The organism is Pantoea sp. Morm (assembly GCF_016643525.1).
In the GTDB taxonomy this organism is placed as follows: domain Bacteria; phylum Pseudomonadota; class Gammaproteobacteria; order Enterobacterales; family Enterobacteriaceae; genus Pantoea; species Pantoea dispersa.
The window spans coordinates 1-12,603 of sequence record NZ_VOQX01000060.1 but is presented as its reverse complement, the minus strand read 5'-3'; the positions used below and the strand labels follow the sequence as shown (position 1 = coordinate 12,603).

The window sequence follows — 12,603 nt, the reverse complement described above, 5'->3', positions numbered from 1 at the left end:
GGTAAAGTTCGCTGCCGCTGCGCGTGTTGTTAGCTTGCAGCTCCCTGCAAACGAAACTGGCTGACCAGCCGCTGCAGCATGAATGCCTGCTCTTCCAGCGCCTGTGCGGAATGGGATGACGCGCTGACCAGCGACGCATTTTGCTGGGTGGTACCGTCCAGCTCACCTACCGCGCGCGCGATTTGCTCAATGCCGCGGCTCTGCTCATCAGAAGCAGCCGCGATCTCCGCCATGATTTCATTCACGCGTGCGATGCTACTGACAATCTGCTCCATCGTTTCACCCGCGCGCGCTACCTGCTGATGGCCGTTGCTGATACGCCCGACCGATTCGCCAATCAGTCGTTCAATATCTTTCGCCGCTCCGGCACTGCGCTGTGCCAGATTACGCACTTCGCTGGCGACCACGGCAAAGCCTCGCCCCTGCTCGCCGGCGCGGGCGGCTTCAACCGCCGCGTTGAGCGCCAGGATATTGGTCTGGAAGGCGATGCTGTTGATCACCGCAGTAATCTCGGCAATTTTCTTAGAACTATCAGAAATCTCGCCCATGGTGCTGACGACGTTGTGCACCGCGATACCGCCCTGACTGGCGTTATGCGTCGCTTCCGCCGCGATCTGGCTGGCGAGACGCGCATTGCTGGCATTATTTTTCACCGTGGCGGTGAGCTGCTCCATGCTGGCGGCGGTTTCCACCACCGCAGCCGATTGCTGGGCGGTGCGCGACGACAACTCCAGGTTACCCTGATGTATAGTGCTGGCAGCCTGCGACACATTGCTGACGCTGTGCAGCACCTCGCCAATCATGCCGCGCAGCCGCGCATTCATGCGTCCCATGGCAGAGGTGAGCTGGCCGAGCTCGTCCTGGCGATGAGTGACAAACTGCGAGCTGAGGTCGCCGCTGGCAATGCGTTCCGCCAGCGCGAGATTGTGGAACACCGGGCGCGCAATCTGCCGGATAATGGTCCAGGCCACCAGCACGCCCAGCACTATTGCCAGGCTGCCCATCAGTAGCGAGAGCGCCGCTGACCCGTTAGCCAGTTCATCGTTACGCGCCTTAACCAGGGCGATGATCTGTTTGATCGCCGCGCTGCTGTTATCGCCCGCCACTTTGACGGTGTTTTCCGCGCCGCGCAGCTGGCCGTAAATCGCTGCCGCCTGCAGGCTCAAATCTTTAAAACGTTCGGTATCCTGCCATAGCGCGTTAAATCCACCCTGCTGCTCCGCTGGCAGCTGAGTCAGTAGCGTGTTCATGTCCTGTCCGGCGCGCTGAAAATCATGTTCCAGTTTATTGCGCAGTGCCTCGCTGACGTTGAAGCACAGCGCCCAGGCCTCTTCGCGCACATTACTGATGGCAAACAGCAGCTGATAAATCTGGTTGGTGAGTTCGGGTGTGCTGACGGGGGTCCGGATTAGCCCGGTATAGCGCGACGTCATGTCCTGCTGGCTCAGCGCATCCAGCTGGCTGCGCAGATCGTTGAGCTGTTGGGTTGACTGGGTCATGGCGGTGATGCTGTGCTGAAAACGGGCAAGATGGCTGGCGACATCGTTGAGCAACCCTCTGGCGTCCGCCGTCCACGGCAGCTGCTGGGCCTGCTGCGTCAGTTGCTGAGCGTGCGTGACGTAATCCGTCATGGTGCCGCCCGCTTTGTCCTCGCCGTATAGATATTTAAGACGATTGATTTTGGCCTGAAAGACTTCAATGTTGATGTCATAAATCAGATTGGTTTTCTGATAGATGTCGTGAATCTGATTGAATCGTTGCACGCTGAGCGCTGTGGCCAGCGCCACCAGCAGCAGGACGATGCCGAAGCCCGCCGCCAGCTTGCGCGTAATGCGCACATTCCGTAATCGGGAGACCAGTCCCATGTCTCGCTCCTGTCATTGTTGTTTTTGTTGAGTTTGCAGAAGGAGTTATCGGACCGTACCGGGAATTATTTACTGTTGCGGGGCGAAAATGGGCTGTGTCATAAAAGCGGTATAGTATTTAGCCAAAATACTCTTTTAAAGCACTTCTTAAAGCACTAATATCAGCACCATAAAGTGTTAATATACTTCACCTGTTTTCATTATCTAAGTCCGGATACCTCACCATGCCATTTCAGATCCTGTCAAACACCGCTGCCAGCATTACCGATTTAAAGCGTGATCCCATGGGAACAGTGCGTTCAGCGGAAGGGGAAACCATTGCTATCTTAAACCGCAACGAGCCCGCTTTTTACTGCGTTCCACCGGCTGTTTACCAATATCTGATGGAATTAGCAGAAGATGCAGAACTGGGTCGTATCGCTGATGAACGCATTTCTGAATTAGCGGATGCGAAAGAGATTTCGCTGGATGACTTATAAATTAAAGTTCGTTCCTTCCGCTGAAAAGGAGTGGAAGAAACTGGGTCATCCGGTGCGTGAGCAGTTTAAGAAAAAGCTGGCACAACGGCTGGAAAATCCCCGTGTCCCCTCAGCACAACTTCACGGACGAAAAGATCAGTACAAAATAAAGCTACGAGCTTCAGGCTATCGCCTGGTGTACCTTGTGCAGGATGAAACCATCACTGTCATGGTATTAGGTGTGGGTAAACGCGAAGGCAGTCAGGTCTATGCGGATACGGAATGCAGATTGCCTGAGTAATCTGTTGATAGCAAAGCCGGCGATTTCAGCCTGAAATCGCCAGCCATGGCCGGGCAATTACCAGCGAGTTGCCAGCATATCAATGACGAAACGGTACTTCACCTCGCCCTTCAGCATACGCGCGAAGGCCGTTTCGATCTCTTCACCGGTGATCAGCTCAATATCTGCCGTAATGTTATGCTCGCCGCAGAAATCCAGCATCTCCTGGGTCTCTTTGATGCTACCGATGGATGAACCGCTGATGCTCAGACGGCGAAACACCAGCGGCGTGACGTTCGGCGACTGATGCGGTTGGTCAGGAATGCCGACCAGCACCAGACGGCCATTGGTCTTCAGCGTCGCGAGGTAAGGATCGAGATCGTGCGGTGCCGCCACGCAGTCAATGATGAAATCAAGCGAGGTCTGGCATGCCGCCATCTGCGCGGCATCACGCGACACCACCACGCGCGTCGCACCAAGACGACGTGCGTCAGCACCTTTTTCCGGCGAGGTAGTAAACAGGGTAACCTCAGCGCCCAGCGCGCTGGCCAGTTTTACCGCCATGTGGCCCAAACCACCCAGCCCCACTACCCCGACGTTATCGCCGGCTTTGACGCCAAAATGGCGCAGCGGTGACCACACCGTCACGCCCGCACACAGCAGCGGTGCCACGCCCGCCAGCGCCAGATTTTGCGGGATCGACACGACAAAATGCTGATCGACCACCACATTCTGCGCGTAGCCGCCCCAGGTGCTGCCGCCGGTGTATTTATCGATGCCGTTGTAAGTGGCGGTGAAGCCCGCTTCGCAGTACTGCTCTTCCTGCTGCTGGCAGAAGTGGCAGGCACGGCAGGAATCCACCATCACGCCCACACCGACCATATCACCGGCTTTGAAGCGCGTAACCTGAGTTCCGGTCTCCAGCACGCGTCCAACGATCTCGTGGCCCGGCACCAGCGGATAACGACTGACCGCCCACTCATTGCGTGCCATGTGCAAATCAGAATGGCATACGCCGCAGTAAAGAATTTCAATTTTTACGTCCTGCTGCTGCAGCGGACGCAAAGTAATCTGGCCGGCAGCCAGCGGTTGCGCTGCATCCTGCGCCACCAGTGCGTTAATTTTCATGATGCCTTCCTCAAATTCTGATGTGGGCTGAATGAAGGCGGCAGACTATAATCAACGCGGTGCAGAATTGATAGTAGTCACCTTTTGGTGACCATAAAGGAGAGTGCGATGCCAGCCTGGGTTGATGGCAAACTGGTTTTCTATGCGGATTCGCCACCGCGCCGTCTGATGGATCTGTTTTCGGTGAAGTGGAGCACAATGGTGCTGCACGCGCTATATCACTGGCCGGGACAGCGCGCCCGTACTGGTGAACTGCAGCGTAGCCTGCAGGGGATTTCGAAAAAAATGCTGTTTCAGACACTGAAAGAGCTGGAGCAGCGCGGCTTAATTGCGCGTCAGGTTTATGAAGTGATTCCACCGAAAGTGGATTACCGGCTGACCGCGCTGGGCATGACCTTCGCCCGGCCGATTGAGCAGATGTATCAGTGGGGATTAGAAAACCAGGCGGCACTGGATGAGATGGAAGCTAATCTTCGCGCGGCAGGCGGCACGCCGGCGGAAAAAGCCCGCCCTGCAGCGTCATCCGCCCGTGAATAACCACGCGCGGGTCGCATACTGTCCGTCGCGGCGCGATTTATCACACACAAAATAGCGCCGCGGTTCGTGGATCGATCCGGTGCCCGTTAACCAAACGGCGTTTCGCGTGCCAGCAGGCGGGCGATGACGTTGAGAGCGCCCTCGTCGTTATTACTTTCCGTCCGATAACGCGCCACGGCTGCCACCGGTGCAGCGGCGTTGGCCATGGCAAAGCTGTAACAGGCCTGGCGCAGCATTTCGATGTCGTTAGCGCTGTCGCCAATCGCCAGCACTTCACAATCATCAATGCCCCACTTCTCCTGCAGCAGCGCGATGCCGTGCGCCTTATGGCAGCCGGGAATGATTAAATCGACAAAGCCAAATCCGCTGGAGACCGGATGCATGATGTTTTCAATCGCGTTCAGTTCGCTGTGCAGACGCGCCAGCAGCGCCTCGACACCTTCATGTGCCAGATTCAGCGAAAACTTGAAAATGGTATCGTCGATATCGTACAGACTGTCGCGCTTCTCCAGCCGGCGATAGTGATTGGCCAGCATGGCGACCACCTCATCCGGCATTGACTTGTGCACATAAGCCCCGTTGCGACCGCACACCACGGTGCTGATCTCCGGCTCTTTGGCGAGAATATCCAGCACCTGATGAACACGTTCCGGCGCCAGTTCGCCGCAGAAAATTTCTTCGTTGCTGTCGGACACCCAGGCACCGTTTTCTGCCACGAAGGCGATCTCATCTTTGATAGCGGGAAAATAGTGCTGCAACTGATAATACTGATTGCCGCTGGCGACCACGAAACGGATGCCTTTCTCCTTCAGCAGCGCGTACTGGCGCGCAAAACGCTGCGCGTTGTACTGCTTATTGTCATCGAGAAATGTCCCATCCATATCCACCGCAATCATTTTTACTGCCATCATGCTCTCCCGTCTCTGTGTGCCGTCAATCCATCCGGCTTTACCAAGGTTTTATCAAGCTTACTCGCGGTGTGGATTAATGAGAATGTGAATAATGAGTTTGTTAACCGCTTTCAGAGATTTCCAGCCCATTTTTTACTGCAATTCGGCCCCTTTTTCTCTGATCCAGGCACAGAACATGTCTGCCATATCGCGTGCGTAAGCCTGAATTTCTGCTGCGCTGCGCGGCGATTCGGAAAAATGCTTGCCGACGTCCCCCAGCGTACTGTTGATTAAATCCGCCGCCCGCGCCACCTCAGCCGCGTCCCGCTGCGGCAGCAGCTGTTGCAGAAATTCGCACATCACATTCTCGCCATTGGCGCGCGCGGCCTGCACTTCCGGCGCATCCCGGTAAAGCGGCGCGGCATCATTCAGTGCGGTGCGCATCGCCGCCTCTTCACACTCCGAGTGCAGGAACGCCCAGGTCAGCTGATGCAAGCGCTGACGCGGCGTAGATGCGCTGTCGCGCAGAATCGAACCCAGCAGATCGCCGGTTCGCTGCCACTCTTCGCTCTGCAGGCGGAAAAGGATAGCGGCCTTGTTGGGAAAATACTGGTACAGCGATCCAATACTGACGCCCGCCCGTTCGGCCACGCGGGCAGTGGTAAAGCGCGTGGCACCTTCCTGCTCCAGAACCTGAGTCGCCGCCTGCAAAATGGCTGCTACCAGCTCACTGGATCGCGCCTGCTGCGGCTTTTTTCTTTCAGAAATCTTAGCATTACGTTGTGCGGCCATCGTCTGCTCCTGAACGCGAATAGTGAAATGCGAGTAATTCATCGTATTCTGTTCCTGACGCAAAATCCATCTTCTGATGCAGGAACCCCGATGATGAACACCCTGACTTCCGCGCCGCTGGCGCCGCTGCTTAACTATCTGTTTGAGCTGGCGGATAACATGGCGCATCCCACTAATGAAGCGTTTCGCGTGATGTCCGATGAGGAGCAAATGCGTCTGCTACAGAGCAAAACCGATTACCGCGAACTCTACGGTCATTTAAAAGATGTGCCGCTGGCTGTCTCGCGGGAAACCGGTAAACTGCTGTATATGCTGGCGCGCAGCAGCCGGGCGCAGCATATCGTTGAGTTTGGCACTTCGTTTGGTCTCTCCACCCTGCACCTGGCGGCGGCGGTGCGCGATAACGGCGGCGGCCGCATCATCACCAGCGAGTTTGAACCGGGCAAAGTGGCGCTGGCGCGCAATCATTTTGCCGATGCTGGCGTCAGTGACCTGATTGAAATTCGCGTGGGCGATGCGCTGGACACGCTGAGTCAGGACCTGCCAGCCAGCGTTGATATGCTGGTGCTGGATGGCGCGAAGGCGATCTATCCGGAGATTCTGCAGCTGGTGCAGCCCTGGTTGCGTCCGGGTGCCCTGATTGTGGCCGATGATGCCGATTTCAGCCCGGAATATCTGGAAATGGTCCACGGCAGCCGCCTCTATACCTCGCTGCCGTTTGCTGATGGCGTCGAAGTTTCAATGTGGCTGGGATCGCCACATAAAGGCGCTTAACAGCGTCACGTTTATGTTATATCGTTACAATCCCGTGCTCTGATTGAGGTTGCTGCGATGAAGGTTACCGTTCCACTGTTAGTGATTGCTTTTGCTTCGGCGAAAGCGGGGGCATTTCAGGCGAAAATCGATCCGTTAAAGCTGGCGCTGAAACAGGCTAACGCGCTCGCCAGCACCGATCAGGCGCAGCCGCTGGCGATTGCCGAAGCGCATGCGCGCCTGGCGACGGCGGTGAGCGGCTGTCAGTGTCCGTTCTGCACCCAGATGCGGCTGGTGAATACCGGTTTATGATGATAGGTTCGTCGCCGCACAGCCCGCTGCGCGGCGACGCTTCAGTCAAACCATGGCTGGAACGGATCAGGCAACTGTGCCCAGCCGTCTGGCCCCAGCGCCATTTCCTCATCGGTCAGTAACGCACGGTGCAGCTGCTGACGCAGCACGGTTTCATCCATATCGATCCCGATGATCACCATCTCCTGCCGCGCATCCCCCGTGCCTTCATGCCAGTTTTCGCGGATGTAATGCAGCGTGTCTGCGTCCTGCGGCCAGCGATCTTCAGGCACGCAGGCCCACCACATCCCGGCCAGCCCCTGCCGCGTGACGCCGCCGGCCTGCGACCAGGATCCGGCGTGACGCGGGCGGGTTGCCAGCCAGAAATATCCTTTCGACCGCACCACGCCCTGCATGTGCTGCGTAATCACCTGATAAAAACGCTGCGGATGGAAGGGACGACGCGCGCGGAAAACAAAGCTGCGGATGCCGTACTCTTCAGTTTCAGGCGTGTGCTCGCCGCGCAACTCTTTCAGCCAGCCGGGGGCCTGTGCCGCAGCATCGAAGTCAAACAGGCCGGTATTCAGTACCTGATCAAGCGCCACCTGACCAAACTGCGCGCGAATAATCCGCGCACGGGGATTGAGCGAGTGCAGAATCGCGGTCAACCGTGCCTGCTCCGCCGCATCAATCAGGTCGGTTTTGTTGAGAATCAGCACATCGCAGAATTCAATCTGATCGATCAGCAAATCGACTACCGTGCGCTCATCTTCCTCGCCGAGCGATTCGCCGCGCGAGCGGACGCTTTCGCTGGAATCATAGTCACGCAGGAAATTGTAGCCATCCACCACGGTCACCATGGTATCCAGCGCCGCCACGGCGGACAGGCTTTGCCCCTCTTCATCGGCAAACGTAAAGGTTTCCGCCACCGGCAACGGCTCAGAGATGCCGGTAGATTCAATCACCAGATGATCAAAACGCCCCTCTTTTGCCAGCCGGTTGACCTCCAGCAGTAAATCTTCGCGCAGCGTGCAGCAGATGCAGCCGTTGCTCATTTCCACCAGCTTCTCGTCGGTACGTGACAACGCCGCCCCGCCCTCGCGCACCAGCGCGGCATCAATATTCACTTCCGACATATCGTTGACGATCACCGCCACGCGGCGGCCTTCGCGGTTGTTGAGAATATGGTTAAGCAAAGTGGTTTTTCCGGCGCCGAGAAAGCCAGAGAGTACGGTGACCGGCAGCCGCCTGAAGCCGCCGTTTGTGGATAAAGCTGACATAATCACTCCTGAATAATGACATCACGCGCACCTGAAGGGGTGCCGATATTGATATGTTATAACATAACAATATGCAGTGTCATGATCGTCGTGCACTTTTTGTGGGGATTTTGCCTTTCAGGGAAAGCGAACAGCGGGCCGGGCGCCCGCTGCGGGCAATTACTGGTTGTCCGGATAGCTCAGTTCGATGGCATCGTCCGGCAGTTGAGTGAAGGTTTTCACGAGGGTATGGAAATCCGCCACCGGTTTGAGATCGGCAAACTGCTGTGGATAGAGATCCTTCGCGAGGATTTCCATGCCGATAATGTTGTACGGGTGATTATAGAAGTGATGATAGACGCCATACACGCGCCCCTGTTTCACCGGCGCGATTTGCGCCAGGCCGGTTCGCTGCAATAAGGTCTGGAACGTGGCGCGCACTTCCTGCGGCTGCACGCCGTAACCAAACGGCAGCACGTTGCTGTTTGGCCGCTTTGAACCGGTCATGATGTAAACATCCGGCTTCATGGCGATGATTTTTTCCAGCGCGACGAAGCCCGCATTGCCTGGCAGCAGCGCCGAGCCGATGTTTTTACCGCCGACCGCTTCTACCAGTCCACCCCAGCCATTATGGCTATGAGTGAAGCAGCAGTTGTCGCTGTTACCGGCAATGGGTTCGATAAATACGGTGGGTTTGTTTTTGACCTTCGCGACAGCCTGCGTGATACGCGCGAAGCGTTGCTGATAAAAATCGGTGTAGGCTTTGGCTTCGCTTTCGCGGTTCAGCACTTTGCCCAGCAGCGTGACGCTCGGGGCGGTGTTTTGTGCCGGATGCAGTTCGTAATCGACGAACAGCACCGGGATATGCAGGTTATTCAGCGTGCTCAGCACGCCGGATTGTTCCAGCGCCGGTTTGGCGCGCAGTTGCGCAATCATCAGATCCGGTTTCTGCGCCAGCACGCTTTCCAGATTTACCTGGCCCTGATCGCTGAAGCCCATATCAACAATTTTTGTTGCTTCAGGCCAGCGGCGCTTCAGCATATCCCATGTTTGCGTATCCTGCTTTTTCGGCAGGTTGTTCCACGCCACGACGCGTTTAAACGGATTGTCGCGATCGAGCAGCGCCAGCGTTAACACATCGCGGCCATCCTGCAGGATGATGTGCTGCGGTTCTTTGCTGATGGTTTGCGTGTGACCATCCATGTCGGTGACGGTAAGCGGATAGTCAGTCGCGCAGGCTGCGGTTGAGACCAGAATCCCCATTGCCAGTAACAGGCGCGTTTTCATGCCAAAACTCCGTGGTAAAAGAAATAGTTATTATTCTCAATTACCTTAACACAACCTTATTAGCGGCAAAATAAACGCCATGGCCGGGGTTGTAAGCGAATAATACGGCGGCGAATGAACGCCCGCCTGCCGCATTCTGCGCGCTGGCTCAGGTGAAATCTGACAGCTTCTGCCCTGAGGTGATCAGCTCCTGCAGCAGCATCTGCCGGCGCTCCTGTGGCGTATCGCGGCTGACCATAAAACAGATCGCCGCGACCGCCTGGCCGCTGCGCGAGCGAATCGGCGCGGCCATACAGCAGGTGAAGCTTTCAGATAAACCTTCGGTCATGCAGTAGCCCAGCTGGCCGGCACGGTGAATCTCATCGAGAAAAATTTGCTTATCAAGAATTTGGCCACTGGCCAGACGATAATCCTCTTCCGGAATCAGATCGAGAATGGCGCTGTCCGACCAGTTACTCAGCAGCAAACGACCGGTCGCCGTCCAGGTAATCGGCACGCGCACGCCGATGTCCGAGGTGATTTTGAACGGATGGGCGTTGCTCTCCGACAGCACCACGGTGTATTTGTTACCTTCCAGCATACACAGCTGCACGGTTTCACCGTGACGCGCCACGATCTCAACCATAAGCTGATGTGCACGACGGATCAGATCGTTGTGGGCCATATAGTCTGCACCGTAGTAGTGCATTTCACGGCCAAAAAACACGGCGCCTTCAGCATCAAGCTCAACCAGACCGGCTTCGCTCAGCAAACTCACCAGCTCATAAATACTGGAGCGTGGCGCGCCGGTCGCTTCGATTAAGTCACGCATCGCCATCGGCTGACGCGCAATGTGCAGCTGGCGAAAAATATCAATGACCCGGTCAACACCGCGCGCCCGGGACGGTTTTTCATCCGGCATACGCATACTCCCCTGTCGTTATGGTGCAAATCACCTGCTTTAAAAAAGAGTTGCATGATACACCCGACAACAGCAATTACCCATCCCCGGAATAATAAAAATATTCTCTGTGATTTTATTTAGCATGCGCTATTTTCGGGCCCCATTGTGGCGCAAAGAAAGAAAGTGACGCGCGATTAAATTCGATAGCGATCACAGTTTCATTCAAAATGCTCAAGCATCGGATTTTATTTTGCGATCGCACCAGCAGGGCAAAAAATTAATTGCCGATTGCCATATTGCAAAAATTCAGCGGCTGTGCAAATCTCGTCCTATCCGGTATTGCAGATAGCAGTCTGGTATAACAGACAAAACTTCAGGATGGACAGGAGCAGAAAGACATGACGATTAAACGTTATGGCATTGAGGGCGGTACCGGTACCGGCGGGCAAAAATTGCCGTTCGCCCGCGCCGTTGAGGCCGATGGCTGGCTGTATATCTCAGGCCAGACGCCGATGCGCGACGGCGAAGTGGTAGAGGGTGGCATCATCGAACAGACACAGTTAGCGTTCGACAACTGCCTCACCATCATGCGCGAAGCGGGTTATCGCGTGGAGGATGTGGTCCATGTGACGGCGGTGTTGACCGACGCGCGTTATTTCAGTTCTTTCAACAAAGTATTCAGTGAGATATTCAGTGATAATCCGCCGGCGCGTATTTGTAGCGTGCAGGATTTAGTGGTTGATTGCAAAGTCGAAGTGGACATGAAATGTTTCCGCGCCGACCGTAAATAATTAATACCGTTCAACCAGGCTGCAGCATTCATTTTCTTCGCCAACACCAGGGCCGCCTGATATTTATTAACGCTTTAGCTTTTTCAATAAAATAACCCGAAATACGCGGTACTGGCGTTGCGCTGGCGATCGCCTGTTAAGCGGGTAATGCGGAATAACGCCGTCTCGTCAAACATTTAAAGAGAGCATAACAATGAATGCAACATCGCTGAAATTAAGTGCCAAAACCGTGGCCGGTGCGCTGGTCTTGCTGGCGTTAGCAGGCTGTACGCCAACCGAAGAGAAAAAAGAGGCCGGCGCGGCGCCTCAGTCGGCACTGCAAACCGTATTGCAGCGCGGCACGCTGCGCGTCGGTGACTGCCTGAGCTTTGCGCCGTTCGGTTTTTATGACAAAGACGGCAACCCGGATGGATACGATGTCGACCTGGCGAAAGCGCTGGCCAAAGAGATGGGCGTGAAACTGGAAATGGTCAACACCACCAGCGCCAACCGCATCCCGAATCTGCAAACCAACAAAGTCGATGTGGTGTTCTGTAACTTCACCCGCAATCTGGAACGCGCCAAAGAGATTGGCTTCACCAACCCTTACGTGGTTGCCAGCGAGGCGATGCTGGTGCGCAAAAACAGCGGCATTCAGTCTGCGCATGATATGGCTGGCAAAACCATTGCCACGGTGAAAGGTTCGACCAACGGTGACGAAGTGCGCAATCTCGGCATCGACGTGAAAATTCAGGAGTACGACTCATCTCAGGCGGCGATTCTGGCCGTCAAACAGGGCCAGGCCGATGCGATGATCGAGGATAACAACTTCCTTGCCTATCAGGCGAAGCTCGATCCGTCACTGGCTGTCACCAACGAGGCGCTGGTGCCGCTGGAGTACAACGCCTTTGGGGTGAAACAGGGCGACCAGGTGTGGACCAACTACCTCAACGAGTTCCTGTTCGAAATCAACGCATCCGGCGAGAACGCCCAGCTGTACGCAAAATGGTTCGGCAGCAAACCGCGCTATCCGCTGAACCCGCAATACTGATTGTCCGCCCACGGCGCAGTCGCACAGGCTGCGCCGCCTGAAGGAGTCATACCATGAGTTATCAATGGCTAACCCTGTGGCGCTACGCCGACACCTTTCTGGAGGCCGCCTGGCTCACGCTGCAGGTCACACTGCTGGCGTTCGCGCTGGCGGTGGCGCTCGGTCTGCTGGCCGCACTGGCGAAATCTTCACCGCTGGCACCGCTGCGCTGGATCAGCCACTGCTATGTTGAGTTCATCCGCAATACGCCGGTGCTGCTGCAGATCTTTATTATCTTTTTTGGCCTGCCGTCGCTCGGTATCACCATGAGCGCCTTTACGGCCGGGGTGCTGGCGCTGGGGATTAACGTCGGTGCCTAT

At 56.0% G+C, this 12,603-nt stretch carries 15 protein-coding genes; 8 read left to right on the top strand and 7 right to left on the bottom strand.

Translation table 11 applies throughout. The features are described from left to right. Positions 1–29 precede the first annotated feature (29 nt). A complete protein-coding gene (locus tag FT726_RS18725) occupies positions 30–1,865 on the bottom strand; it encodes a methyl-accepting chemotaxis protein (RefSeq protein ID WP_346303209.1) in 1,836 nt (611 codons plus the stop codon). 224 nt (positions 1,866–2,089) lie between these two features. Here FT726_RS18725 and FT726_RS18720 point away from each other — a divergent pair, with 224 nt between their 5' ends. Together FT726_RS18720 and FT726_RS18715 are read left to right on the top strand one after the other, a co-directional pair. After that, entirely contained in the window at positions 2,090–2,344 is a 255-nt protein-coding gene (locus FT726_RS18720) for a type II toxin-antitoxin system Phd/YefM family antitoxin (RefSeq protein ID WP_058758675.1), read from the top strand. Next, positions 2,334–2,624 carry a type II toxin-antitoxin system RelE/ParE family toxin gene (locus FT726_RS18715; RefSeq protein WP_088517503.1) on the top strand — a complete coding sequence of 97 codons (291 nt, stop codon included), beginning with the start codon at positions 2,334–2,336 and terminating at the stop codon, positions 2,622–2,624. Before FT726_RS18720 ends, FT726_RS18715 begins: the two co-directional genes overlap by 11 nt. Before the next feature lie 57 nt (positions 2,625–2,681). Here the strand turns inward: FT726_RS18715 and FT726_RS18710 are convergent, their stop codons facing one another. Further along, positions 2,682–3,731 (bottom strand): NAD(P)-dependent alcohol dehydrogenase, encoded by a 1,050-nt coding sequence (locus tag FT726_RS18710; RefSeq protein WP_346303208.1) that lies wholly within the window; start codon positions 3,729–3,731, stop codon positions 2,682–2,684. 108 nt (positions 3,732–3,839) lie between these two features. Between FT726_RS18710 and FT726_RS18705 the strand changes: the two genes are divergently transcribed. Next, entirely contained in the window at positions 3,840–4,268 is a 429-nt protein-coding gene (locus FT726_RS18705) for a helix-turn-helix domain-containing protein (protein WP_288422301.1), read from the top strand. 86 nt (positions 4,269–4,354) lie between these two features. Here FT726_RS18705 and FT726_RS18700 read toward each other — a convergent pair whose 3' ends face one another. Together FT726_RS18700 and FT726_RS18695 are read right to left on the bottom strand one after the other, a co-directional pair. Further along, positions 4,355–5,176: a Cof-type HAD-IIB family hydrolase gene (locus tag FT726_RS18700; protein ID WP_021508741.1), complete on the bottom strand. Its 822-nt coding sequence runs from the start codon at positions 5,174–5,176 to the stop codon at positions 4,355–4,357. Positions 5,177–5,311: 135 nt separating this feature from the next. Beyond that, the gene (locus FT726_RS18695; protein WP_058775568.1) at positions 5,312–5,950 is read right to left on the bottom strand and encodes a TetR family transcriptional regulator; all 639 of its coding nucleotides are present in this window, start codon (positions 5,948–5,950) and stop codon (positions 5,312–5,314) included. A gap of 93 nt (positions 5,951–6,043) precedes the next feature. On the opposite strand from FT726_RS18695, the gene FT726_RS18690 reads away from it, so the two are divergent. After that, on the top strand, positions 6,044–6,724 hold the full coding sequence (locus tag FT726_RS18690) for an O-methyltransferase (protein ID WP_346303214.1): 681 nt from the start codon (positions 6,044–6,046) through the stop codon (positions 6,722–6,724). Between the two features lie 57 nt (positions 6,725–6,781). Next, on the top strand, positions 6,782–7,015 hold the full coding sequence (locus tag FT726_RS18685) for a hypothetical protein (protein WP_288422299.1): 234 nt from the start codon (positions 6,782–6,784) through the stop codon (positions 7,013–7,015). Between the two features lie 41 nt (positions 7,016–7,056). On the opposite strand, the gene zigA is transcribed toward FT726_RS18685, so the two are convergent. From zigA to FT726_RS18670, 3 genes are all read right to left on the bottom strand, one after another. Continuing rightward, the gene (zigA, locus tag FT726_RS18680; RefSeq protein WP_288422298.1) at positions 7,057–8,274 is read right to left on the bottom strand and encodes a zinc metallochaperone GTPase ZigA; all 1,218 of its coding nucleotides are present in this window, start codon (positions 8,272–8,274) and stop codon (positions 7,057–7,059) included. Positions 8,275–8,433: 159 nt separating this feature from the next. Next, on the bottom strand, positions 8,434–9,540 hold the full coding sequence (locus FT726_RS18675; RefSeq protein ID WP_282995744.1) for an ABC transporter substrate-binding protein: 1,107 nt from the start codon (positions 9,538–9,540) through the stop codon (positions 8,434–8,436). Between the two features lie 148 nt (positions 9,541–9,688). Continuing rightward, positions 9,689–10,441, bottom strand: a complete 753-nt coding sequence (locus tag FT726_RS18670) for an IclR family transcriptional regulator (RefSeq protein ID WP_282995745.1) — start codon at positions 10,439–10,441, stop codon at positions 9,689–9,691. A 380-nt stretch (positions 10,442–10,821) separates the two neighbouring features. Between FT726_RS18670 and FT726_RS18665 the strand changes: the two genes are divergently transcribed. The 3 genes from FT726_RS18665 to FT726_RS18655 form a co-directional block, all read left to right on the top strand. Continuing rightward, complete coding sequence (locus FT726_RS18665; RefSeq protein ID WP_282995746.1) at positions 10,822–11,214, top strand: RidA family protein; 393 nt, start codon at positions 10,822–10,824, stop codon at positions 11,212–11,214. A gap of 193 nt (positions 11,215–11,407) precedes the next feature. After that, positions 11,408–12,244, top strand: coding sequence for a transporter substrate-binding domain-containing protein (locus FT726_RS18660; RefSeq protein WP_282995747.1), 837 nt, complete (start codon positions 11,408–11,410; stop codon positions 12,242–12,244). Between the two features lie 53 nt (positions 12,245–12,297). Further along, the coding region (locus FT726_RS18655) for an ABC transporter permease subunit (RefSeq protein WP_346303207.1) at positions 12,298–12,603 on the top strand (306 nt) is incomplete at its 3' end.

Bases quoted from the DNA above. Each gene is read 5' to 3' on its own strand.
- FT726_RS18725 (WP_346303209.1), bottom strand. From the start codon at position 1,865: ATGGGACTGGTCTCCCGATTACGGAATGTGCGCATTACGCGCAAGCTG.
- FT726_RS18720 (WP_058758675.1), top strand. From the start codon at position 2,090: ATGCCATTTCAGATCCTGTCAAACACCGCTGCCAGCATTACCGATTTA.
- FT726_RS18715 (WP_088517503.1), top strand. From the start codon at position 2,334: ATGACTTATAAATTAAAGTTCGTTCCTTCCGCTGAAAAGGAGTGGAAG.
- FT726_RS18710 (WP_346303208.1), bottom strand. From the start codon at position 3,731: ATGAAAATTAACGCACTGGTGGCGCAGGATGCAGCGCAACCGCTGGCT.
- FT726_RS18705 (WP_288422301.1), top strand. From the start codon at position 3,840: ATGCCAGCCTGGGTTGATGGCAAACTGGTTTTCTATGCGGATTCGCCA.
- FT726_RS18700 (WP_021508741.1), bottom strand. From the start codon at position 5,176: ATGGCAGTAAAAATGATTGCGGTGGATATGGATGGGACATTTCTCGAT.
- FT726_RS18695 (WP_058775568.1), bottom strand. From the start codon at position 5,950: ATGGCCGCACAACGTAATGCTAAGATTTCTGAAAGAAAAAAGCCGCAG.
- FT726_RS18690 (WP_346303214.1), top strand. From the start codon at position 6,044: ATGAACACCCTGACTTCCGCGCCGCTGGCGCCGCTGCTTAACTATCTG.
- FT726_RS18685 (WP_288422299.1), top strand. From the start codon at position 6,782: ATGAAGGTTACCGTTCCACTGTTAGTGATTGCTTTTGCTTCGGCGAAA.
- zigA (WP_288422298.1), bottom strand. From the start codon at position 8,274: ATGTCAGCTTTATCCACAAACGGCGGCTTCAGGCGGCTGCCGGTCACC.
- FT726_RS18675 (WP_282995744.1), bottom strand. From the start codon at position 9,540: ATGAAAACGCGCCTGTTACTGGCAATGGGGATTCTGGTCTCAACCGCA.
- FT726_RS18670 (WP_282995745.1), bottom strand. From the start codon at position 10,441: ATGCCGGATGAAAAACCGTCCCGGGCGCGCGGTGTTGACCGGGTCATT.
- FT726_RS18665 (WP_282995746.1), top strand. From the start codon at position 10,822: ATGACGATTAAACGTTATGGCATTGAGGGCGGTACCGGTACCGGCGGG.
- FT726_RS18660 (WP_282995747.1), top strand. From the start codon at position 11,408: ATGAATGCAACATCGCTGAAATTAAGTGCCAAAACCGTGGCCGGTGCG.